Genomic DNA, 21,170 nt, shown 5'->3' with positions numbered 1-21,170 from the left:
CCAGACGAGACGCAACCTATGATTCGATCATTGTGGACCGGCACCACCGGCATGAATGCCCAGCAGTTGAGCATTGACGTCATTGCCAACAACCTGGCCAACGTCAGCACCACCGGGTTCAAAAAAAGCACCACCGAGTTCAAGGACCTGCTCTACGAGATGATCAAGGTCCCTGGCAGCCAGACCTCGGCCAACACCGAATCGCCGACCGGCATCCAGGTCGGCATCGGCGTGCGACCCGACGCGGTGTCGAAGATCTTCACCCAGGGCGATCTGATCGGCACCGAAAACGAGCTTGACGTCGCCATTGACGGCCCGGGCTTTTTCGAGGTCGAGCTGCCCAACGGCAACAGCGCCTTCACCCGGGCCGGCAATTTCAAGCGCGACAGCACCGGTCAGATCACCACCGCCAATGGTTATCCGATCTTGCCTGCTCTGGTCATTCCAGATGGCTCGCGCGATATCGTTATCAGTGAGACCGGGGTGGTCAGCGCCGTGATCGGCGACGACACGGACAGCACCGAGATCGGCAACCTGGAACTCACCACCTTTACCAACAACCAGGGGCTGCGCGCCCTCGGCGACAATTTGTTCCAGGAAACCGCCGCCTCGGGCATCGCGACGCCCGGCGTCCCCGGTGACGAGGGCTACGGGGTGTTGATCCAAACTTACCTGGAGGGATCAAACGTCAATATCGTCTCGGAAATGGCCCTGCTGATCACCACCCAGCGGGCCTACGAGATCAATTCCAAGACGATCCAGACCTCGGACGAGATGATGCAGGCCACCGTCAACCTTGCATGATAACAACGCCATGATACGAACAATTCTATCGCTGGTCGTCTTCGCCGTGTCGGTCGCCGCCGTCGCCGGTATCACCGCTGCCGCGCCGCTGGAGGTGACCTTCAAGCAGGCCGCCGAGGTGGACGGCGACGCGATCACCATCGGAGACATCGCCACGCTCTCCGGCGAGTCACCGCTGGCCGACAGCCTGGCCGGGCAGATCGTCGAACAGTCGCCCGACCCGGGCCGGTCGATCGCCCTTGATGCCCGAACCATAATCAATCGCCTGGTTCGCCAAAACGCCTCCCTGCTGAGCGTGCTCTGGCAGGGTGCGGCCACGGTCAACGTCTCACGCTCATTCGTCACCGTCAGCTCGGAGCAGATCCTTACAGCCATCGACGATTTTCTCGAAGCAAACCGGCACCGGCTGCCGCAGGCCGATATCCGCTTCATCCCCGACTCGCCACCGCTGCCGATCAACCTGCCGACCGGCGAGACCAGCTGGCAGGTGATTCCGTCCAGCCCGGCGATCATCGGCAGCTCACGTTTTTCCCTGATCTATAACGTCGATGGCCGGGTGCGGAAGAACTTTTCGGTACTCGGCCGGGTCGAGGCCATCGCGCCGGTGGTCATCGCCACCAAGACCCTGAAATACGACGAGATCATCAGCGACGATGCGGTGAGTGTCGAACCGCGCGACCTCGGCCAAATCGCCAATCCGACCGGCGTGACCGAACTGGTGGTCGGCTCCGTCGTCAAACGAACCATCCCGTCGGGGGCGGCCATCGACACCACGGCCATCGAGCAGCCGCCGGTGGTCCGGAAAGGCGAGCTGGTGAAGATTTTCGTCACCCATAAGCGCATGGTCCTGACCGCTACCGGCATCGCCAAGTCGGACGGTCGCAAAGACGAGACGATCCGGGTGCAGAACAGCTCATCGAACAAGCTCATTTACTGCCGGGTCAACGCGCCCGGCGTCGTGGAGGTGACCCTCTGATGAAATTTCGGCTCTTGTTTCCGCTCCTGCTCCTGCCGGCCCTGTTGTTGCCGGGCTGCGCATCGAAAACGACCGAAGTGGTGCTCGTTCCGGAACCGCTCGAAGAAATCCGCGAAGCCCAACCGATCGAGACGACAAACGGCTCGTTGTGGACCACCCAGTCCGGTTCCCTGTTCGAGGATCACAAGGCCCGGGCCATCGGCGATATCGTCACCATCGTTATCTCGGAACAGGCCAGAGCCTCCCGCGAGGCGAGCACCACGTCCGGTCGGGACAGCAATTACGCCGCCGGCATCCCGAACTTTTTCGGCCTGGAAAACCACGACTTCGTTGTCGAATCGAACCTTGACATGAGCAATATGCTTAACGCCAATTTCACCAACTCGTTCCAAGGCTCGGGTAAGACCGAACGTAGCGGCGATTTGACCGCATCCCTGTCGGCGCAGATCATCGATGTCTACCCCAACGGCAACTATAAGGTGCGCGGCGGCAAGGAGGTGATGGTCAACACCGAGGTGCAGATCATCTACCTGTCCGGCATCGTCCGGCCGGTCGATATTACCGCCGGCAACACCATCGACTCCAACAAGATCCTCAATGCGCGGATCTCCTATACCGGTCGAGGACCGATTGCCGACAAACAGGAACCAGGCTGGCTCGGACGAGCTATCGACCATGTTTGGCCATTTTAGAACATTTTCCTCAGGTAGCATCTCAACTTTTACCGGTGCAGCCATGAAACGTCTTTTCGCCTTTTCTTTCGCCACGCTGCTGCTCGGTTCGCTGCTCCTCGCCGCTGCCGCGCCGGTGCAGGCGGCACGCCTGAAGGATATCGCCCGGCTCAGCGGGGTCAGGAGCAACAGCCTGATCGGCTACGGACTGGTCACCGGTCTCAACGGCACCGGCGACGATATGAAAAAGTCCTATTTCACGTTGCAGGCCATCTACAACCTGATGGTGCGCAGCGGCATCACCGCCGATCCGGAGGAATTGAGCAACATCAAACTGAAAAACGTCGCCGCGGTTATGGTTACCGCCGAACTACCGCCATTCGCCCGGCCCGGTTCGGACATCGACGTCACCGTCTCATCGATCGGCGATGCCAAGTCGATCTCCGGCGGCACCCTGCTGATGACCCCGCTCAAGGGCGCCGACGGCCAGGTCTACGCAGTCGCCCAGGGGCCGGTGACCAACGGCGCCTTCGCCTTCGGCGGCAAGGCGGCGGAAGTCCAGAAAAACCATCCGACCGCCGGGCAGATCGCCAACGGCGCCAAAGTCGAGAGAGGAGTGCCAATCGAGCTCGGCACCTCCGGGCTGCTCCACTATCAGCTCGACAATGCCGATTTCACCACGGCGGCCAACATCACCGAGCGGATTAACGCCCTCTATGGGCCCGACACCGCCTATCCGTCCGACTCCGGCACGGTAACCGTGACCATCCCGGAGCTGTTTCGTGACTCGGTGGTGCTCTTCGTTTCGGAGATCGAGGGCATCGACGTGGACACCGACTCCACCGCCCGGGTGGTGCTCAACGAGCGCACCGGCACCATCGTCATGGGCCGCGACGTCAAGCTCTCCACCGTGGCCGTCTCGCACGGCAACCTCAGCCTGGTGATCGACGAGCGTACCGAAGTCTCCCAGCCAAACCCCTTTGCCGAAGGCGAGACCGTGGCCGCACCGCGCACCGATCTGACCCTGACCGAAGACGAAGGCCGGCTGACCGTGCTCAATATGGAGGAAGGCGTCAGTATCGGTGAGATCGCCACCGCGCTCAACGCCATCGGCGCCACGCCGCGCGACCTGATCGCCATCTTCCAGGCAATCAAGGCTGCCGGCTCGCTGCACGGCGATCTGATCATCATGTAAACAGGGAGGAGCCGCGATGAACCTGACCCCGATCGATCCGCGCACCATGCTCAGCGCCACGAAGCCGACCCTCGACCCGGCCCGGCAGAAAGAGCGCAGCCTCGATGATCTCCGGCAATACACCCGGGAGTTCGAGGCCATCTATATCAACGAGATGTTCAAGGCGATGCGCAAGACGATCCCCGACGGCGGACTGATCGAAAAGAACATGAGCACCGAGATCTACGAAGAAGCAATCGACCTGGAACTGGCCCGCTCCGCCAGCGCCGGCCGGGGCATCGGCCTCGGCGAGGCAATGTTCGAACAACTAAGGCAACTAATCTAGGGGTCAGACTTGATTTGTTGATCCTAGGGGTCAGGCTTGACTTGTTGGCAAACCGCTCGCGGTTTGCCAACAAGTCAAGCCTGACCCCGCTTTTCTGCTCCGCGTTTCCCGCTTTCCCCTAAACTTTCCCCCCACCCAATCCGATATAAAACTCAGAAGAACAGCAACACCAAGTTGCTCCAGTGCACGGATGCACACGATTCAGACGCATGGAGGCGGATGATATGATTCAGGGAATTGACAACAGCCAGATCGGTTACAGTGCCAGTGCTACCTATAACAAAACCATTACCGGCGCCAGTCTGTCCATCGGTGGGCACATCGATAAAGACGGCGCTTTTACCGGTGACCAGGTCAGTTTCAGTTATTTCGAGATTGAACAAAGCGCTACCTATAACCGGTTCGGCACCATAACCGCCGCTGCCGATGCGGCCTACGATCTGCTGCGCAGCCATGTACTCGACGTCTTTGAAAAGCAGGGACTCGGCACAACGATCAACATCGGCGACCGCGGTATCGACCTGCAGCAGCTCAGTCAGCAGGACGCCCAGGCGCTGATCGCTGAAGACGGATATTTCGGGGTTGAACAAACCTCCGATCGTATTGTAGATTTTGCAATCGCCATCGCCGGCGGCGACCCAACCCGGTTCGATGCCATCCTGGCAGGAGTGGAAAAAGGCTTTCAAGAGGCCCTAGAAGCCTTCGGCGGCTGGCTGCCTGATATTTCCTACCAGACCTACGATGCGGTCCAACAAAAACTTGATACATGGGCAAACGGAAATCAAGCCGTTTCTTAACCAGAAGGTGATGTCATGATGATCGATTTCTTCGGAGTCGGCGGTCCGCCCAACATCGGTGGCCCGAAAAAAGTTGTGAAGCCGCAGGGCGGAGCAGCCGGCGAGACCAAGAAAAGCGACCAGGTCGAATTCTCCTCGGTGCTGCAGCATGTCAACAAGGCTCAATCCGGCAGCAGCGGTGCCGAGATCGAACGGGCCGCGCGGGTGCAGCAGCTCAAGGAACAGGTGGCCAACGGCACCTACGAGCCGGATATCCATAAAGTGGCCGCTTCACTGCTCCAATACCTCGTTGAGACCAACCAGAAGGTATGACCCCGACAACCACCCACGATAAGCTGGTGCGGCTGCGCGACCTGATCCTCGAGGAGCGGCACCACGCCTCGCACCTCGACATGGCCATGCTTGAAGCCGTCACCCGCGAAAAGGAAGAGTTGGTCAACCAGCTCGGCTTCGCCAAAGAACTCGACCCGGCCGATCGGCAGCTGGCCGAGCAGATCCGCCGCGAAAACCGGCGCAACGCCTTTCTGTTCAGAACCACGCTCGGCTGGATCCGGGAGACTATGGAGTTCTTTGGCCGGCGCACCGTCACCTCGACCTATGCCAAAGATGCCGGCGAGATCCCGGCCCAGGTAAACGGCCGACTCTTATCGGGAAGAATCTGACATGGCCGGACTGTTCAACGCCCTTAACGCCGCCCGCACCTCGCTTGAAGTCAACCAGAAATCGATCGAGATCGTCGGCAACAACATCTCCAACGTCAACACCGAAGGCTACTCCCGGCAGACGGCTCAGCTGTCGCCCTACCCGGCCACCAATTTCGGCGATTTCTTCATCGGCAACGGCGTCAAGGTGGACAACGTCCGGCGTGACCACGATGTCTTTCTGCAGGCCCAGCTCCAGGACAAATACATCGATTTCGGTTTTGCCAACGGCAAGACCCGCTCACTGAGCGAATTAGAGCGTGCCTTCAATATCACCGATGAAAACATCGCCACCGATATCGACCGCTTCTTCGACTCCTGGCAGGAACTCTCCGCCTACCCGAGCGATCTCGTGCTGCGCGACACGGTCATCCAGCGCGGCAGTCTGCTGGCCGTTCATTTCAACAACACGGCCAACGAACTGAACACCATCACCGAAAATATCAACGATACGATCATCGCCAAGATCGAAGACATCAACGACAAGCTCGGCGCGATTGCCGATCTCAACGAGCGCATCTTCAACATCGAGGTGCGCGGCCAAATGGCCAACAGCGCCCGCGACGAGCGCGACGTACTGGTCAAGGATTTGGCCGAACAACTCGGCGCGCTGACTTACGAGGATCGCAACGGCATGCTCAACCTGCAGCTGCCGGGCGGTCTGCCGCTGGTCCAGGGCAATATCGCGATGGAACTGGGAGCCAATACCACCGGGGCCGACGTCACGCTGCAACTGCACGCCGCCGGCGTCACCCGCGATCTGTCCACCAACACGCTGGGCGGCGAGATGCTCGGCCTGTTCACGATGCGCGACCAATTCATTCCCGAGCTGCAGGAAGATCTCGACTACCTCGCCTGGAACCTGGCCGAGCAGGTCAACCTGCAGCACGGTGCCGGCGCCGGCCTCGACTCCGTTGCCGGCCGGGCCTTCTTCAACGACCTGACCGTCGCCGTACCACCGGCCGACTATGCCCACCAGAACGCGGCCCGCAACATCGCCGTAGTGCTGACCGAAGCCGCACACGTAGCCGCCGCCCAGGCACCGGTTGCTCCGGCCACCGTCGCCCCCGGCGACAATCGCAACGCACTGCTGATGTCCAATATCGGCGAGCAATACCTGATAGACGGTCTGGACAATTTCAATGCCTTCTACGGCAAGATGACCTCCCGGGTCGGCATCGAGGCCAACCAGAACGACCTGGCCCTGTCCGGCGCCCAGGACGCCGTCGACCAGCTGGAAAACCTGCGCGACGGCTTTGTCGGCGTCTCCCTTGAAGAGGAGATGATCAGCCTGATCCAGTACCAGCGCGGTTTTCAATCGTCGGCGAAGTTCCTGACCACGGTGGATGAGCTTATGACGTCACTGATCAACATCAAACGCTGAGTCCTGATCCTGAAGATGCTCAGGAGGATATCATGAAAGTCACCGAAAACTCGACCTACCGGCTGATGAACACCAATCTCAACCGGATCACCAATAACCTGCAGGACCTGCGCAACCAGGGCGCCACCGGCCTCAAACTGAACGAGCCGTCCGACGACCCGTCCTCGATCCGGCCGGTACTGACCACCCGCACCCAGATCAGGCACACCGAGCGCTACCTGGAGACCATGGGTGTCACGCTGGACAAGATGCAGGCCACCGACGGTCACCTGGAACACGTCGAAAACATCATGCAGCGGGCCAAAGAAATAGCGTTGAACGCCGTGAACGGAGCGATGAGCGAATCCGATCTGCAAACGCTGGCCGACGAAGTCGTCCAACTTCGAGAGGAATTGCTCGATTCTGCCAATGCAATGATCGACGGCAAGTATATTTTTTCCGGATTTGCCGAGAATACCAAACCGTTTGTCGAGAACCCGGCTTACGATCCGGCTCTTTATGACCCTGCCGATTCGACCACCTGGCGTTACCTCTATCAAGGCGATGCCAATCCGACTGAACTCGAGATCACTCCCGGTGAACTCCTCGAGGTCAACCTGACCGGCAACAACCTTTTTCTCGGGGTCTCCGATGCCAACTGGGTCGACGCGGCCACCCCCGCCGCTGGCCAGCCCGAGCCCGGCCGGGTCGATCTTTTCTCGGTGCTGACCAGGCTTGAAGAAGCTATCCGCGCCAACAACATCGATGATCCGCTCGGCGAAGGCGGCGGTATCCAGAACAATATTGAAAACCTTGAAATCGCCGCCGATCAGGAACGGCGCCTGCGCAGCCGCCTTGGCAACCGGGCCACCCGCGTCGAATCGGCAATAGCCCACCAGGAAACGGTCCTGGTAGATCTCGAACAAATCCTGTCGCGGTATCAAGATGCCGACGCCATCGCTACATTCAACGAGATCGTCAAGCAGGAAACGGCGTTTCAAGCGGCGCTCAATGTCACCTCGCGCGTTTCGAAGATATCCATTCTCGATTATTTCTAGACGGAATCACCTGCGATTTGACATTTTCCCGGTGAAATCATATCATAAGCTACTTATGTCCAGGCGGCTTTCCGTCATGGCACGAGGTTTCGCATTCCTTCTTACAATCGCTGTCCTTTCGGGGAGACGTTTATGCTGGTCCTGTCCAGAAAAGCCGGAGAAGGTTTTCTCATCGGTGATGATATCATTATAAAAATAATTGAGGCCAAAGGCGGCGCAATCCGCATCGGTATTGAAGCACCTCGTGACAGAAAAATATATCGCCAGGAAGTCTACGATAAGATCAAGGAACAAAACGTTGCAGCGGCCCACTGGGAGAGCCTCGACCTCGACGCTCTGAGCAGCAAAATCGTCACCAGGAAGAAATGACATGAGAACGATAGAGACCCGCTTCGGAACCATCGAATACGAGCCGGCCAACCTGCTCCACTTTCCCGCCGGCCTGATCGGCCTGCCGACCCTGCATAACTTCATCGTCATCCCACCGAAAAAGGAAGGCCCGCTCTTCTGGATCCAATCGGTGGACGAGTCCGAATTTGCCTTCGTCCTCACCGATCCGACCAATTTCTTTCTCGACTATCAGGTCATCCCCGACGACTCGGAACGGAATATGCTGCAGATCGGCCCCGACGACGAGTGTTTTATGCTGACCGTCGTAACCATTCCACCGGATCAGGAGATCACCATTAATCTGGCCGCACCGATCCTGTTTGCGCCAAAGAGTAACCGGGCTATTCAGATCATCCTGGAAAATACCGATTATAAATCAAAAACTCCGCTACCCACTATCCGGAAACAGGAGTCAGAAGCAAAGACGGCACCATAACAAAACGCACCTACGGGGGGCAGCCGCTTCACCTGTCCCCTGCCCCCTGTTTTTTTGCACTTTTTCCTAAAGATTCTCTATTCTTCAACCGACATGTTATCTACCTGCGAGGTACATTGAGAGAGCATACGTTTGTGAACGATTGACGCGACGCCATACGTAGTCTTTTCAAGGAGGATTTTCCATGGCATTGACAATCAACACAAACGTCCCTTCCCTGAACGCCCAGCGCAATCTCGGAAAGTCACAATCAGCCCTGGCCACATCCATGCAGCGCCTGTCATCGGGTTTGCGTATCAACTCCGCCAAGGATGATGCCGCCGGTCTGGCAATCTCCGATCGAATGACCTCGCAGATCCGCGGGCTCAACCAGGCGGCTCGTAACGCCAATGATGGTATTTCCCTGGCCCAGACGGCAGAAGGTGCAATGCAGGAAGCCACTAATATCCTGCAGCGTATTCGTGAACTGGCCATTCAGTCAGCCAACGATTCGAACTCTCTCTCCGATCGTGAATCCCTGCAAAAAGAAGTCAGTCAGCTGCAGCAGGAACTCAACCGGATTGCCACCTCCACCGAGTTCAACGAGAAGAAACTACTCGACGGCTCATTTACCTCGCAACTGTTTCAGGTCGGCGCCAACAAGGGCCAGACGATCGCCGTGTCCATCGGCGGCAGCCGGGCCGATCATATCGGTGACTACCAGGTACTGACCAGTCTGAAGAACGCTACCGCCGCCAAGGCGTCTGACCCGATGACCCTGGAGATCAACGGCAACCAGACGACCGAAGAAGTTGTCCTGACCGGCCTGGAATCAGCGCGCGAAGTTGCCACCCTGGCTAACCAGAAGAGCGACGAAACAGGGGTTGAAGCGGAAGCGGTCACCAATGTCAAGATGAACAACCTGACTTCGACCGGAAGCATTTCCTTCAAACTGGTTGGAGCAAACACCGGGGCCGGCAACGAAATCACTATTTCTGCGGTCATCACCGATGCCGACGATTGGTCGCCGATTGTTACCTCGATCAATGACAATGCTGCAGCCACCGGTATCACTGCCCGACTCGACAACAGCGGCGATGTTATTATCACCTCGGCTGAAGGCGACGATATCGCCATCAGCGAATTCCACTTCATGGATTTCGACGGCACGACTGCCCACACAGCCGACTTCACGACAATGGACGCCAACGAGCAGATTCCCGCTACCTCGTCATCGTTAGTAAATGTTCTTGGCGACGGATCCTCATCGGTCGTGGCTCAGGGGCAGTTGACCTTTCATTCCAATCACGCCTACTCCATCGATGTCACCGGGGCTACTGTCGAGCACACCAACTGGTTTGCCCAGGCGGCAAATGCCTCCGGCCTTGAAAACGTCGCCGATATAGATATCTCCACCCGCATCGGTGCCGGCAGCGCACTGCCGGTTGTCGATTCAGCAATCGCCTATATTGACGAACAACGGGCAGCCCTTGGCGCCGTGATGAACCGTTTCGAGTCGACCATTGCCAACCTCAACAACGTCGCCGAGAACCTGAGCGCTGCCCGCTCGCGAATCCTTGATGCCGATATCGCCCAGGAAACCTCGAGTATGACCAAGCAGAATATTCTGCAGCAGGCCGGCGTGGCCATCCTCGCCCAGGCCAACATGACCCCGCAACTGGCCCTGCAATTATTGCAAGGCTAGTCCTCACTCGAGTCGGGCCACCAAAAAATGAAGACGGGTGGCCCGATTATTTTTTTCTAGTTACTATATTGTAATCATAGCCCTTTTACATAAATGGAGCTTTTGGTGAGCGATTCGGTCGTTTTTTTTCTAAACCTCCGCTGCAATCCGGCCGATATGTGCGGTAAGGGACAAAACCGCAAAGGAGAGTCCTCATTAAAGCGAATTGAACGCAACAGGGATAAACCAGCAGACAAGGAGGTGAGCAGACAACACTGACAGCACCAGCAGAACCGCAGTACACACAGTACTTACTCATCGGGCACGGATGCCCGAAACGACCAACCCAACTAATATTCAAGGAGGAATATCATGGGTTTAGTAATCAACACAAACGTAGCATCTCTCAACGCCCAACGGAACCTGGGCAAATCCCAAAGCGCGCTGTCCACTTCCATGCAGCGTCTTTCTTCCGGTATGCGCATCAACTCAGCAAAGGACGATGCCGCCGGACTCGCCATTTCAGACCGTATGACCTCGCAGATCCGCGGTTTGAACCAGGCGGTTCGTAACGCCAACGACGGTATCTCCCTGGCCCAGACGGCAGAAGGTGCCATGCAGGAAGCAACCAATATCCTGCAGCGGATGCGTGAACTGGCAGTCCAGTCGGCTAACGACTCAAACACCGCTTCCGACAGGGCCTCACTTCAGAAAGAAGTCAGCCAATTGCAAAACGAGCTGAACCGGATTGCCGAAACCTCTGAGTTTAACAACCAGAAGCTGTTGGATGGTTCCTTTACCTCAGCTTTGTTCCAGGTTGGTGCCAATAAAGGACAGACCATTGCAGTTTCGGTCGGCAACACGCGTGCAACGCAGATCGGTAATTACCAGATAGCCTCTGAAGTTACAACTACCGACTTCGCTGCAACTTTTGGTGCGCAATCGCTTGAAATCAGCGGTAATCAAACAACAGAAACGGTAACGACTGCCGCCGATGCATCAGCAAAAGATATCGCTGATGCTGTCAACACGAAAAAAGTGGAAACCGGTGTAGAAGCTGAAGCTACTACCAACCTGAAAGTAGATAATCTCGCCTCTTCTGGTAGTGTTAGCTTCTCCCTCAAAGGTGCCAATTCCACGGCTGTAAAAGTATCTGCTGTCATTACTGACAACACCGACCTATCTGCACTGGTTTCTGCAATCAATGATAACAGCGGTGCAACAGGTATTACGGCGCGTCTTGACAATGATGGCGCTATGATCATGACAAGCAGTGAAGGTCATAACATCGCTATTTCCGAATTCAGCTACCTCGGCGATAGTGGCGATGCCGCCTCTCTGGACTTCACCACCTTAAATGCCGACGGTGAAGACCCGAAAGCAACCGCTGGCCCCGATCAGGATGACTTTGATCATGATACTGATGGAACTGACATCGTTGCCCGTGGTCAGGTAACGTTCCACTCTAACAACGCTTACACAATCGAAACCGATGGTGATACCGATCTTCTCGCAGTAGAAAATAACGCCTCCGAGCAAATGAATGTCGGTGATATCGACATTAGCACCCAGATCGGTTCAGGCAACGCCCTTAAGGTCTTGGACGGCGCTATCGCCTATCTGGACTCTCAACGGGCCGACCTCGGTGCGGTCATGAACCGTTTCGAGTCAACGATCGCCAACCTGCAGAATATTTCCGAGAATGTCACTGCAGCCCGATCGCGGATCCTCGATGCCGACATCGCCCAGGAAACCTCCAGCATGACCAAGCAGAATATCCTGCAGCAGGCCGGTGTCTCCATCCTGGCACAGGCCAACCAGATGCCGCAGCTGGCCCTGTCACTGCTCGGATAATCTCCAATCTTCAGCCCCGAAGGCCGGATCTTCCGGCCTTCGGGCCTTTTCAGCAGTGAGCATTCTACAGGGAGGTAGAAGATGAATACGGAAGCATTGGCCGGAACGCTTGCCGCCCAACGAACATCGGTATCGGCCGAGCAAATAGATAGGGTCCGCCGGGCCAAGGACGATATGCCCGAGCAGCCCGCCGTACCGGAAAAGAGTATTCCACCGGAAGAGCTATTGAGCCAGATCAAGGCACTTACCGAAGACGGACTCTATTCGGTACGATTCGAAAACGATCAGGATCTTGGCGGATTAGTCGTTAAAGTGGTCGATCAGGACTCGGGAGAGACCGTGCGGGAAATCCCGCCCGAGGAATTGCGCGAGTTAAGCAAGCACCTGAGCGAGCTGAGGGGCAATCTGGTCGATACGGTCGGCTGATTAGATTAGTATAACAAATTCGTTTCACCTTTTTTTTGAAGGCGCTCTCAGCGATAAGGGATAACCATGGCTATTCAATTCAGCGGTCTTGCATCCGGGATGGACACCGATTCGATCGTCAAGCAATTGATGAATCTCGAACGAGCACCAATCACCCGGATGCAGGGCGACCAGACCTGGCTTAGCAACAAACTGACCGCATACAAGGACTTCGACACCAAGCTCAAAGGCCTGCTCGACAATGTCAGGACCTTGGCCAGCGAGAGCCAGTATAACCAGTACAAAGCCACTGCCGCCTCAGGCGACTTCTTCTCCACCAGCGCCTCGGAAAATGCTCTTGCCAATACCAGCTACCAGGTAGAAGTGGTTTCGCTTGCCCAGGTGCAGAAGAGGTACACCGCCGGTTTTTCCTCCAACACCGAACAAACGTTTGGCACCGGGGAATTGGTGTTTACCGTTGACGGCGTGGATCATGCCATCACCATCGACGAGACGAACAACTCACTAACCGGCATCATGCAGGCCATCAACGACGCCGATATCGGGGTGCAGTCGGCAATCATCAACGACGGCAGTGAAAATCCCTATCGGCTGACGCTGACCGGCGACAACGTCGCCACGGCGTTCACACTTGACAGCAGTGGACTGACTGGCGGCAGCGGGCAGACGCTTGGTGCTCTGTCCGAATCGCAGGCAGCCTCACAGGCCCATATCCGGGTCGACAACATCGACATTTACGGCGATAACAACGCGATTACCGACGCTATTCCCGGGGTCACTCTTGATCTGATCAAAGCAGAGGTAGGAACAACAACGAAAGTTGACATTACGCTCTCCAACGATGCCATCAAGACTAATATTAATTCGTTCATTAGTGCCTATAACGAGGTTGTTTCCTTCGTAACCGGGCAATCGACGTTCGGCGACGACACGCCCGGTGTATTGGGCGGTGATTCGGGACTTGCCAACATCAAGCGGCGTCTGCAGAACATGCTGACAACCAATATAGCTGCCGGTGCCGGCGTAACCAGCCTGTCCCAATTGGGACTCGAAACGCAAAGCGACGGACAGCTTTCCCTGGACGCTACAAGGCTCAGCGCTGCCATCGACACCGATCCCGACAGTCTGATAACGCTGCTTGCCGGCAATGGCGACGATATCGAGGGTATTGGTACAATGATGCAGGATTATCTGAGCAGCCTGACCAGCCCAACCGATGGTCTGCTCGCCGGCCGGAAAAAAAGCATCGAAACAAACCTGGCCCGAATTGACAAACAGATCACCCTGACCGAATCACGCCTGGAAAAACGCGAGGAAACACTCCGCATGCAGTTCAGTGCCATGGAACAATTGGTCAGCACGATGAACTCTCAGTCCAGTTTTCTCTCTTCTCAACTCCAATCTCTTGAAAACCTCTGGAATTACAAGAAATGAACGGCTACGTGAATCAATACCAGGCCAACCAGATCGCCACCGCATCCAAAGAGCAAATCCTGATCCTGCTCTATGACGGAGCGATTCGGTTCAGCCGTCAGGCGGTCAATGCCATGAACGATAACGACATGGCCAACAAGGGGAAATATATCGGCAAGACCATGGCAATCATCGCCGAGTTTGCCGGTTCTCTCAACCATGAAATTGGTGGGATGATTTCTGAAAACCTGGACGCGCTATACAACTTCATGCTCAAAGAATTGTCTCAGGCCAACGTCGCTAATGATCCGGAGAAGATCGAGATCGTGATAACCTTGCTCAAAGACCTCAGGGAAACGTGGGTTGAGGCGATCGAGATCAACAATAAAGCAAAAGCAACCGGCGATTCTTCAGAAAGTCCGCACACCCAACTCGCCGCTTCATCTATCTGATCCAGGATTACGTCATGGAAGACTGCAAGCATCTCGTGGAAAAATCAATTGAGTGCTACAAGGCAATGCTGCTGCATGCCCAGGAATTCAGTTTGGCCATCTCCGACAGAACAATTGCCGCCGACGATTTCCTTAAACACAACGATCGTCTTAAAGCATTGCAGCAAGAGATCGAAACAGCCGATGCCGAATTGATGACCACGTTGAACAACAAAGCTGACTTGTTTGCGTTGGATGGCTTGCTGGAAATGCGTAGTTCGATGATCAAAGAATTGCAGGATCACAACGACAGCATGCTGGCCCGCCTCTCCTCGATGATGGAGATGACCCGCATCGAACTCGATATGCTGCGCAAAGGTATGCACTCACTAGCCGGGTATCATTCAAAAACCATCGAATCGACCGGCAGCATTATCAGAAGCAGTTATTGAATCGAAACAACAGTTTCAGTTTCATCGATCGGCCACTCCAATCTGGCAAGTATTTTCAAGAATTGCCGCAGCCCTTCATGGTATATCTTCTCTGCCGTTGCAACATCTGAAGAAAGGAGCAGGTAGCGATACCAGCTAGTCAGCAGATCGTTGATCAGCCGCTCATAAATCGTCATCCTCAAACACGGGCTGCTCTGTTGGCAGACATTCATGGCGCCCGCCAAGACGCTATCCAAGCGTACGCAGAACTGCGGCCAGTCCCATTGCTCCATCGTCAAAAAAGAGCCTAATGTACTGCTAAAAAGTTGTAAGAGATCTCTTCCGGGCAGATGGTAACGATGCCAGTTCTTCCCCTCTTCGGCCATCTGAAAAGCACTGTAGATCGTTTGCAGATCGTGAGTCTTGCCGGGATACTCGGCTAAAACCATCTCAGCACTTCGCGCAGAGCTTGTTCCTTCGATGCGTGCGCCATCGGACAAATTGCAGCAATGCATCCCCTGCCGATGCTCCCTGAGTTCACGTTCGACATTGATCTTGACGCCATTGAAAAAGGGAGTTGTGTATACACCCGCTTCACCCGAATGATTGGAAAAATTTGCCGGAACAACGTGGAGATTGTCTTGTTGTTGAGGGCGATTATCATGAATGCCGCCACTAATCGCCTGTGTCTCAATATTGTGAAATCCAAGGTCGAGGCCGAGCAGGTATAGTTCGTCAGGATGGCAGAAACAGGCAAACGATAGAGCCAGCGTCGCCGTTGAAGGATGTGTGTTTACCAGCAATTGTTCAAAGTGAACAGGGTTTGCTACATCGCGCTCGACAATCAACAGCGGCAGGTCAACCGCGGCGAGCAACGGCGAAGAGGCTTTGAAATAGGCCACCAACGGTACATCGCGGTGCAAGTGTAGTGCTTGCACAACGTTTTCATCAAGATGCATATCGACGGCGAATTGCAAGTCAGGCTTAATGCCATTGGCCATCAGTGGTCTGACAGCACTATGCACAGCGAAAATTAGCAGACAATCCCGATTGTGACGCAACCATTCATAGTCTTGAGCCAGTGATGGTCCAGAAGCGACTATAGCAATGCGCGCCCCTGCGGATAGTCTCGGCTTGCTGTTGAGAAATTGTCGCCGTTCACGAACAGACTGCCAGCCAGCTGCAATACCTCGGTTCTCGTTATCCACCGAAGTGGTCATACCGTCGAGAATCCGTTGCTGCAGGACAAACTGCTTAAAAATTGGTTCTATTCGCTCTGAAACATATCCCGGCAATAATCGCATCCACAACCGACTGGTGACCTTATCGCTTGAGTGGAACCATCGCATTATAACCTGGTCGGCCTGGTCGCCAATGCAAAGCGGCAGCGCGCCAAAGCGTCTAGCTATCTCCTCGTAATCAAGAAAATAGCAGGAGACTTCGAAGCGCTCCGGCTCCGGCTCGATCAGAGCAATTCGGGTGACCTCTGTTGTTGCCAGGAAGTAATCGATATGCAGCCCATGAAAAATACCGACAAAAACAACCGGAGGTGAAAAATTGACGCCGGCACCAGCAGTTTTCACTTTAACCGTCCCCGTATCCAGAAGCTGTGCCTGCTCGAAAAACACCTCGTTCATGCCATCCTGGAAATCGCGGAGAAGCGAACAATGCACGGGAGAGTTATGCGGTTCGACCCGCTCCGCATTTACCAGATCGATCCAGCCTTGGTGATCGCCTGAGCCGAGCATCTCGGCAAAATGATCAAGGCCCGTCTCCGGGTGCCCAAGCAAGCCACTCGGCGTGTGTACGATATTGAGGAATGTCTCTGTTAAATCGATATGATACGGGCATGACCCGGAATCGAGGAATCGAGCGATAGCAGGCTGATTCTTTATAAAATAGCGACGATTCTTATCGTAAAGCCCAGTAATGATCGCAGGTCGCCCGGCGGCATCAACCTCTCGTAACCTGGTGATCATTGACATATTCGACTCCACTTTATCAGATGCCTATCTTTAAAGATTCTGCGCAGCCGCCAACCCGGCCCGACTACCGAAGACGATCGCCGCAGTAATCATCATCCCCCCTACCCGATCCCCACCATGCATGCCGGTAGCCATTTCCCCAGCCGCATAAAGATTTCTCACGCCGGTCTCTCCATTAATGCCAATCTCGACGCCACCATTTGAGGCCTGCGTATGTGGTAGAATCTGATGGAGACACTGTCCTCCCAGGTCAAGAACCCGAATTGCGTATTTCTCTTCACTTACTGGAATAGCAGACATGAGCAATTCATCTAACATTCTATCCCGTTGCAGGTTGGCAATGGGAACATGCGATTTCCTTGCCAACTTAACTTCTTCCGGCAGATCATGAATCATGATCTGCCGGCCGGTATAATCTACAAACCGCAATCGTCGATCCAGGAGCCGATGAAAGGGGAATCGCGGCGCCCCAATTCGGGCATCTTCCCATACCAGTTGTCGATAGTCCATATTTTTCAAAGGAACTCCGATCTCCTGCAGCATCCGATAGCCATCGCCGGTTAATCCAGCATCAACGATGTGAGGATTGTGGAGCGCAGCATTGCCACCGCAGGCCATAATCGTCGCCCTGCTTCTGACCTTTACCTCTTCGCCCTTTTCATTCACGGCCAGGCATCCGCAACAACCGTTGTCATCCATTAGAAGCCGAATAGCCCGGTGCCAATCAAAAATGTTCACCACTGTCCGATCAATGTGCCGGCGAAGACATTCACTCAATTGTTCGGTCGAGGAGATGATTGAGGCAAGTGGTTGATCATGAAAACAGGGAGAAATTCTGTTGGTAGTTCCGTTATTACCGGCAAATCGGACGCCAAGATGAAGGAGCGCTCGATAGGCGCCATGAGATGATTCTACTGCAATAGAACTCAATTGAGGATTGTTGTTGCCACACGCAAGGTCATTTATCCTGGCGAGAAGGAGATCATTTTCCTGGTCTGTTGTTCCGTAAGTAATCCCCCACTTACCGTTAAGATTGTCAAACGAAGATCCAGATTGGAATATCCTCCCTTTGTTTAAAACAACAATAGACCGACATGTCTTTTTTTGCTGCGCGGTATATATTGCAAAAAATCCCGCAATTCCTGATCCGACAACAAGAATATCAGCCGTGACATGGTTCATGAGATGAAATGTACAGTTATCACGGTTAATTATGACTGCAACGAACGAAGGTCGTTTTCCACCATTTCACAAACCATATCATGGAAAGATATGCGTGGTCGCCAGTTAAGCTTTTCCTCAGCCTTTCGAGAGTCACCTTGCAAGATAGCAGTTTCGTGACGATAAAATTGTGGATTGATATCAACCCAATCTCGGTAATCAAGGTCCACATAATTAAAGGCGATCGCGCAGAAATCACGAACCGAATGAAGCTTACCTGTCGAAATAACATAATCGCCAGGCTTGTCTTGCTGCAACATACGCCACATCGCATCAACGTATTCCTTGGCATGCCCCCAGTCGCGCTGTGCGTCAAGATTACCGAGTTCCAACCGTTCCTGTGATCCTTGTTTAATTCTAGCCACCGCGGATGAAATTTTTCTCGTTACAAATTCAAACCCACGCCGTGGCGACTCATGATTAAATAAAATACCGGTAGCGGTAAATAATCCATAGTTTTCACGATAATTGCACGCTAGGTGGTAACCGGCCACCTTTGAGATACCATATGCCGATCGAGGTTTGAATTGACTTTCTTCATGTTGGGGTGGATTTTGAGAACTGCCAAACATTTCGCTGGATCCGGCAAAATAGAATTTTGCCTGCGGTACCAATTCCAAACAAGCTGCCAACAACCCATGTGTGCCGTTTATATTGGCGCTGATCGTGGAGAACTCATCCTCAAAGGAATAATTTACAAAACTCTGCGCGGCAAGATGATAAACCTCATCGGGCTTCGATTCTCGTAACGCCCGATACAAAGAAGGGTAACTTTCTAATGTCCCGGAAAGCAGACGAATATCTTTGAGAAGATGCTTAATTCTCGATAATCGGTTCGACTGGTCTTCCAATGACGCTCGTCGCGTCAAACCATAAACCTCGTATCCCTTCTCCAAAAGAATTTCTGCAAGGTAACTGCCGTCTTGACCGGTAATTCCAGTAATAAAAGCAATTTTCATGGTGAGATTCTAACAAAACTACTCAGTAGAAAGCCTCGCAAGACATCCTCCATCTATAACAATGGATTGACCTGTCATAAACCCAGATTGAGAATTATCAGCGAGGAAAAGGACAGCGCGAGCTATTTCCTCAGGCTGACCAATTCTTCCTGACGCGTGCCTCGACGCAAGCTGTTGTATTTGCTGTTGGTATCCTACTGATTTGTGATTTCGATTCAGTCCAGCCTTGAGCATTTTTGTATCAATAGCCCCTGGTAATAAAGCGTTAGCTCGAATACCCATCTCGCCAAATTCTAAAGCCATGGATCTTGTCAAGGATAACAAGGCGGCCTTACCTGCAGCATACGCACCAATATATTTTGAAGTAGCAAGAGCATGGACAGACGATATATTCACTATTGATCCTCCGGAACGCAACAAAGGGAGGAATTCTTGGGCCAAAAACAATGGAACTTTGAAATTGAGAGACATCACCTGATCAATATCTTGACCAGTAGTTTCCTGCAATGATTTGATTATTTGTATTGCAGCATTATTTACCAGAACATTCAAACATGTCATCTCCCGTGCAAAGGAGAAAACCTCTTCCAATCCAGCATCGGTAGTCAAATCAATTTTTAGAAAATGAGAAAAAAGATGATCATCCTCAGGCTGGAGTACATCAACCCCATAGACAAGCCAATTCTCGTCTGCAAAGGCGCGAGAACAAGCTAAACCAATGCCTCGAGCAGCACCAGTGATAAACACAGATCGCTTCATTCGGATTTTTCCAGTACCGCCATTAGATTATCTATTGTATTTCGATGAACCCTTTCCCAATACAAAGCACTTGAGTTAGCATTGTGAGGAGCCAATAGCACATTGTCCATTTTTAGTAACTGACTTTTCAAAGGAGGTGGTTCGACTTCGAAAACATCAAGTGCTGCACCGGAAATACGTTCTTCAATCAATGCCTCGACAAGAGCCTCTTCATCAACCACTGGTCCACGACTGAGGTTGAGCAGATAAGCATCGGGCCGCATTAATGCAAACCTTTCACGATTCATCAGATGAAAACTTGTGGTATTGAGATCCGTATGTAACGATACAAAATCTGCTTCCTGAAGCAGTTGTTCTTTCGTAACCATGCGAATGTCAGTCAATTCAATAAATTCCTGCGGCATCTCCTTGATATCATTTCCGAGAACTTTCATTCCTAAGGCTCTTGCTCGGGAAGCCACAGCTTTACCGGAATCTCCAACTCCAATAACTCCAAGAGTGCATTCTTCCAGTACACGTCCCGGAATCTTTTCCCAAATTCCACGATGCATGAGCCGATCCATAAAAAGCAACTTCCTGGTGAAACAAAGAATATATCCAAGTACCGATTCAGCGACAGGAGTACTAAAAGCATTAGGATTTCGACAAATAACTACACCTCGTTCTGCACATGCATCGGCATCCAGTGAGTCTATTCCGGTTCCCCATTTTGACAAAACTTTAAGCTTAGGAGAGGATTCAATCACTTTACGAGTAAATCTGTCATCACCACAGATGACGCCATCTATGTCTGTCATCAGGTTTAACAAATCTATTTCTTCCAACCGTTCAAGTACTGGAGGTACTACCAGTTCCACTCCTTTTTCTTCCAACTCGCTCTGAAACCGTCCTAATATAGGTTGCATGTATGGGGCTGATACAAGAACTTTCCATTTCATCGCGCAATCCTTTTGATAAGTGTGGGGATACAGATGTTCACAAGATTATATTGCTCCGGTGTCTAAATATCGAAGTCATGCCGCATATCGGACAAGTGGATGTTTGAAGTAACTTTTGACATGATTTGGTCGTCGCTGAAGGGTCTTCATAAACGACCTCGTTTTCTTTGCCAGATCGTCACTATTTCTGGCCGGCAAACCGGACCGTATTCGTTGCTTGAGATTCCCGTTCAAGTATTCATCCGGGTTGTGTTCCGGCGTATACGGCGGCAGATAAAAAACTTCTATCTGGTCCTGATGTTCAGAAAGCCATTTCCGCACGACCTTGCTGTGATGAACCCGAAGGTTATCCAGGATCAGAAAGACCTTTCGCT

At 53.6% G+C, this 21,170-nt stretch carries 24 protein-coding genes; 18 read left to right on the top strand and 6 right to left on the bottom strand.

Annotated features, from left to right (window positions below; all coding sequences use genetic code 11):
* The first annotated feature begins 18 nt into the window (after nucleotides 1-18).
* From flgG to BUC26_RS04490, 18 genes are all read left to right on the top strand, one after another.
* Nucleotides 19-804 (top strand): flagellar basal-body rod protein FlgG, encoded by a 786-nt coding sequence (flgG, locus tag BUC26_RS04575; protein ID WP_073373708.1) that lies wholly within the window; start codon nucleotides 19-21, stop codon nucleotides 802-804.
* Nucleotides 805-814: 10 nt separating this feature from the next.
* On the top strand, nucleotides 815-1,780 hold the full coding sequence (gene flgA / locus BUC26_RS04570; protein WP_073373706.1) for a flagellar basal body P-ring formation chaperone FlgA: 966 nt from the start codon (nucleotides 815-817) through the stop codon (nucleotides 1,778-1,780).
* Nucleotides 1,780-2,472 (top strand): flagellar basal body L-ring protein FlgH, encoded by a 693-nt coding sequence (locus BUC26_RS04565; RefSeq protein ID WP_073373703.1) that lies wholly within the window; start codon nucleotides 1,780-1,782, stop codon nucleotides 2,470-2,472. Before flgA ends, BUC26_RS04565 begins: the two co-directional genes overlap by 1 nt.
* A gap of 43 nt (nucleotides 2,473-2,515) precedes the next feature.
* Entirely contained in the window at nucleotides 2,516-3,646 is a 1,131-nt protein-coding gene (locus tag BUC26_RS04560) for a flagellar basal body P-ring protein FlgI (protein WP_084540449.1), read from the top strand.
* A gap of 16 nt (nucleotides 3,647-3,662) precedes the next feature.
* On the top strand, nucleotides 3,663-3,971 hold the full coding sequence (locus BUC26_RS04555) for a rod-binding protein (RefSeq protein ID WP_073373701.1): 309 nt from the start codon (nucleotides 3,663-3,665) through the stop codon (nucleotides 3,969-3,971).
* Nucleotides 3,972-4,195: 224 nt separating this feature from the next.
* Nucleotides 4,196-4,768 carry a hypothetical protein gene (locus BUC26_RS04550; RefSeq protein WP_073374049.1) on the top strand — a complete coding sequence of 191 codons (573 nt, stop codon included), beginning with the start codon at nucleotides 4,196-4,198 and terminating at the stop codon, nucleotides 4,766-4,768.
* 15 nt (nucleotides 4,769-4,783) lie between these two features.
* Nucleotides 4,784-5,080 carry a flagellar biosynthesis anti-sigma factor FlgM gene (flgM, locus tag BUC26_RS04545; protein WP_073373700.1) on the top strand — a complete coding sequence of 99 codons (297 nt, stop codon included), beginning with the start codon at nucleotides 4,784-4,786 and terminating at the stop codon, nucleotides 5,078-5,080.
* Nucleotides 5,077-5,430, top strand: a complete 354-nt coding sequence (locus BUC26_RS04540) for a flagellar protein FlgN (RefSeq protein WP_073373699.1) — start codon at nucleotides 5,077-5,079, stop codon at nucleotides 5,428-5,430. Before flgM ends, BUC26_RS04540 begins: the two co-directional genes overlap by 4 nt.
* 1 nt (nucleotide 5,431) lies before the next feature.
* On the top strand, nucleotides 5,432-6,853 hold the full coding sequence (flgK, locus tag BUC26_RS04535) for a flagellar hook-associated protein FlgK (RefSeq protein ID WP_073373698.1): 1,422 nt from the start codon (nucleotides 5,432-5,434) through the stop codon (nucleotides 6,851-6,853).
* Nucleotides 6,854-6,885: 32 nt separating this feature from the next.
* Nucleotides 6,886-7,890, top strand: a complete 1,005-nt coding sequence (gene flgL / locus BUC26_RS04530) for a flagellar hook-associated protein FlgL (RefSeq protein ID WP_073373697.1) — start codon at nucleotides 6,886-6,888, stop codon at nucleotides 7,888-7,890.
* A 132-nt stretch (nucleotides 7,891-8,022) separates the two neighbouring features.
* Entirely contained in the window at nucleotides 8,023-8,259 is a 237-nt protein-coding gene (gene csrA, locus BUC26_RS04525; protein WP_073373696.1) for a carbon storage regulator CsrA, read from the top strand.
* Nucleotide 8,260: 1 nt separating this feature from the next.
* On the top strand, nucleotides 8,261-8,716 hold the full coding sequence (locus BUC26_RS04520) for a flagellar assembly protein FliW (RefSeq protein WP_073373695.1): 456 nt from the start codon (nucleotides 8,261-8,263) through the stop codon (nucleotides 8,714-8,716).
* A 184-nt stretch (nucleotides 8,717-8,900) separates the two neighbouring features.
* A complete protein-coding gene (locus tag BUC26_RS24380) occupies nucleotides 8,901-10,400 on the top strand; it encodes a flagellin (protein WP_073373694.1) in 1,500 nt (499 codons plus the stop codon).
* Nucleotides 10,401-10,751: 351 nt separating this feature from the next.
* Nucleotides 10,752-12,233: a flagellin gene (locus tag BUC26_RS24490; RefSeq protein WP_073373676.1), complete on the top strand. Its 1,482-nt coding sequence runs from the start codon at nucleotides 10,752-10,754 to the stop codon at nucleotides 12,231-12,233.
* An 81-nt stretch (nucleotides 12,234-12,314) separates the two neighbouring features.
* Nucleotides 12,315-12,659: a flagellar protein FlaG gene (locus BUC26_RS04505; RefSeq protein WP_073373673.1), complete on the top strand. Its 345-nt coding sequence runs from the start codon at nucleotides 12,315-12,317 to the stop codon at nucleotides 12,657-12,659.
* A gap of 66 nt (nucleotides 12,660-12,725) precedes the next feature.
* Nucleotides 12,726-14,093 carry a flagellar filament capping protein FliD gene (fliD, locus tag BUC26_RS04500; RefSeq protein ID WP_073373671.1) on the top strand — a complete coding sequence of 456 codons (1,368 nt, stop codon included), beginning with the start codon at nucleotides 12,726-12,728 and terminating at the stop codon, nucleotides 14,091-14,093.
* Entirely contained in the window at nucleotides 14,090-14,524 is a 435-nt protein-coding gene (fliS, locus tag BUC26_RS04495) for a flagellar export chaperone FliS (RefSeq protein ID WP_073373669.1), read from the top strand. Before fliD ends, fliS begins: the two co-directional genes overlap by 4 nt.
* 14 nt (nucleotides 14,525-14,538) lie before the next feature.
* Nucleotides 14,539-14,955 (top strand): hypothetical protein, encoded by a 417-nt coding sequence (locus tag BUC26_RS04490; RefSeq protein ID WP_073373667.1) that lies wholly within the window; start codon nucleotides 14,539-14,541, stop codon nucleotides 14,953-14,955.
* On the opposite strand, the gene BUC26_RS04485 is transcribed toward BUC26_RS04490, so the two are convergent.
* The 6 genes from BUC26_RS04485 to BUC26_RS04460 form a co-directional block, all read right to left on the bottom strand.
* Nucleotides 14,949-16,919, bottom strand: a complete 1,971-nt coding sequence (locus BUC26_RS04485; protein ID WP_073373665.1) for a 6-hydroxymethylpterin diphosphokinase MptE-like protein — start codon at nucleotides 16,917-16,919, stop codon at nucleotides 14,949-14,951. The genes BUC26_RS04490 and BUC26_RS04485 overlap by 7 nt on opposite strands.
* 30 nt (nucleotides 16,920-16,949) lie before the next feature.
* The gene (locus BUC26_RS04480; protein ID WP_073373663.1) at nucleotides 16,950-18,101 is read right to left on the bottom strand and encodes an FAD-dependent oxidoreductase; all 1,152 of its coding nucleotides are present in this window, start codon (nucleotides 18,099-18,101) and stop codon (nucleotides 16,950-16,952) included.
* A gap of 29 nt (nucleotides 18,102-18,130) precedes the next feature.
* Nucleotides 18,131-19,099: a GDP-mannose 4,6-dehydratase gene (locus tag BUC26_RS04475; protein ID WP_073373662.1), complete on the bottom strand. Its 969-nt coding sequence runs from the start codon at nucleotides 19,097-19,099 to the stop codon at nucleotides 18,131-18,133.
* Between the two features lie 18 nt (nucleotides 19,100-19,117).
* Nucleotides 19,118-19,858 (bottom strand): SDR family NAD(P)-dependent oxidoreductase, encoded by a 741-nt coding sequence (locus tag BUC26_RS04470; RefSeq protein ID WP_073373660.1) that lies wholly within the window; start codon nucleotides 19,856-19,858, stop codon nucleotides 19,118-19,120.
* Entirely contained in the window at nucleotides 19,855-20,796 is a 942-nt protein-coding gene (locus BUC26_RS04465; RefSeq protein WP_073373658.1) for a phosphoglycerate dehydrogenase, read from the bottom strand. The genes BUC26_RS04470 and BUC26_RS04465 overlap by 4 nt, the downstream gene beginning before the upstream one ends.
* Nucleotides 20,797-20,871: 75 nt before the next feature.
* A partial coding sequence (locus BUC26_RS04460; protein WP_208609727.1) for a transposase occupies nucleotides 20,872-21,170 on the bottom strand: 299 nt, incomplete at its 5' end.

The organism is Desulfofustis glycolicus DSM 9705 (assembly GCF_900130015.1).
Lineage (GTDB): Bacteria > Desulfobacterota > Desulfobulbia > Desulfobulbales > Desulfocapsaceae > Desulfofustis > Desulfofustis glycolicus.
Note: the sequence above shows the minus strand (reverse complement) of the source record. Positions and strands in the feature narration are given on the sequence as shown.

What these genes read in the sequence shown, in the direction of transcription:
- flgG (WP_073373708.1), top strand. Translation starts at nt 19, where the DNA reads ATGATTCGATCATTGTGGACCGGCACCACCGGCATGAATGCCCAGCAG.
- flgA (WP_073373706.1), top strand. Translation starts at nt 815, where the DNA reads ATGATACGAACAATTCTATCGCTGGTCGTCTTCGCCGTGTCGGTCGCC.
- BUC26_RS04565 (WP_073373703.1), top strand. Translation starts at nt 1,780, where the DNA reads ATGAAATTTCGGCTCTTGTTTCCGCTCCTGCTCCTGCCGGCCCTGTTG.
- BUC26_RS04560 (WP_084540449.1), top strand. Translation starts at nt 2,516, where the DNA reads ATGAAACGTCTTTTCGCCTTTTCTTTCGCCACGCTGCTGCTCGGTTCG.
- BUC26_RS04555 (WP_073373701.1), top strand. Translation starts at nt 3,663, where the DNA reads ATGAACCTGACCCCGATCGATCCGCGCACCATGCTCAGCGCCACGAAG.
- BUC26_RS04550 (WP_073374049.1), top strand. Translation starts at nt 4,196, where the DNA reads ATGATTCAGGGAATTGACAACAGCCAGATCGGTTACAGTGCCAGTGCT.
- flgM (WP_073373700.1), top strand. Translation starts at nt 4,784, where the DNA reads ATGATGATCGATTTCTTCGGAGTCGGCGGTCCGCCCAACATCGGTGGC.
- BUC26_RS04540 (WP_073373699.1), top strand. Translation starts at nt 5,077, where the DNA reads ATGACCCCGACAACCACCCACGATAAGCTGGTGCGGCTGCGCGACCTG.
- flgK (WP_073373698.1), top strand. Translation starts at nt 5,432, where the DNA reads ATGGCCGGACTGTTCAACGCCCTTAACGCCGCCCGCACCTCGCTTGAA.
- flgL (WP_073373697.1), top strand. Translation starts at nt 6,886, where the DNA reads ATGAAAGTCACCGAAAACTCGACCTACCGGCTGATGAACACCAATCTC.
- csrA (WP_073373696.1), top strand. Translation starts at nt 8,023, where the DNA reads ATGCTGGTCCTGTCCAGAAAAGCCGGAGAAGGTTTTCTCATCGGTGAT.
- BUC26_RS04520 (WP_073373695.1), top strand. Translation starts at nt 8,261, where the DNA reads ATGAGAACGATAGAGACCCGCTTCGGAACCATCGAATACGAGCCGGCC.
- BUC26_RS24380 (WP_073373694.1), top strand. Translation starts at nt 8,901, where the DNA reads ATGGCATTGACAATCAACACAAACGTCCCTTCCCTGAACGCCCAGCGC.
- BUC26_RS24490 (WP_073373676.1), top strand. Translation starts at nt 10,752, where the DNA reads ATGGGTTTAGTAATCAACACAAACGTAGCATCTCTCAACGCCCAACGG.
- BUC26_RS04505 (WP_073373673.1), top strand. Translation starts at nt 12,315, where the DNA reads ATGAATACGGAAGCATTGGCCGGAACGCTTGCCGCCCAACGAACATCG.
- fliD (WP_073373671.1), top strand. Translation starts at nt 12,726, where the DNA reads ATGGCTATTCAATTCAGCGGTCTTGCATCCGGGATGGACACCGATTCG.
- fliS (WP_073373669.1), top strand. Translation starts at nt 14,090, where the DNA reads ATGAACGGCTACGTGAATCAATACCAGGCCAACCAGATCGCCACCGCA.
- BUC26_RS04490 (WP_073373667.1), top strand. Translation starts at nt 14,539, where the DNA reads ATGGAAGACTGCAAGCATCTCGTGGAAAAATCAATTGAGTGCTACAAG.
- BUC26_RS04485 (WP_073373665.1), bottom strand. Translation starts at nt 16,919, where the DNA reads ATGTCAATGATCACCAGGTTACGAGAGGTTGATGCCGCCGGGCGACCT.
- BUC26_RS04480 (WP_073373663.1), bottom strand. Translation starts at nt 18,101, where the DNA reads ATGAACCATGTCACGGCTGATATTCTTGTTGTCGGATCAGGAATTGCG.
- BUC26_RS04475 (WP_073373662.1), bottom strand. Translation starts at nt 19,099, where the DNA reads ATGAAAATTGCTTTTATTACTGGAATTACCGGTCAAGACGGCAGTTAC.
- BUC26_RS04470 (WP_073373660.1), bottom strand. Translation starts at nt 19,858, where the DNA reads ATGAAGCGATCTGTGTTTATCACTGGTGCTGCTCGAGGCATTGGTTTA.
- BUC26_RS04465 (WP_073373658.1), bottom strand. Translation starts at nt 20,796, where the DNA reads ATGAAATGGAAAGTTCTTGTATCAGCCCCATACATGCAACCTATATTA.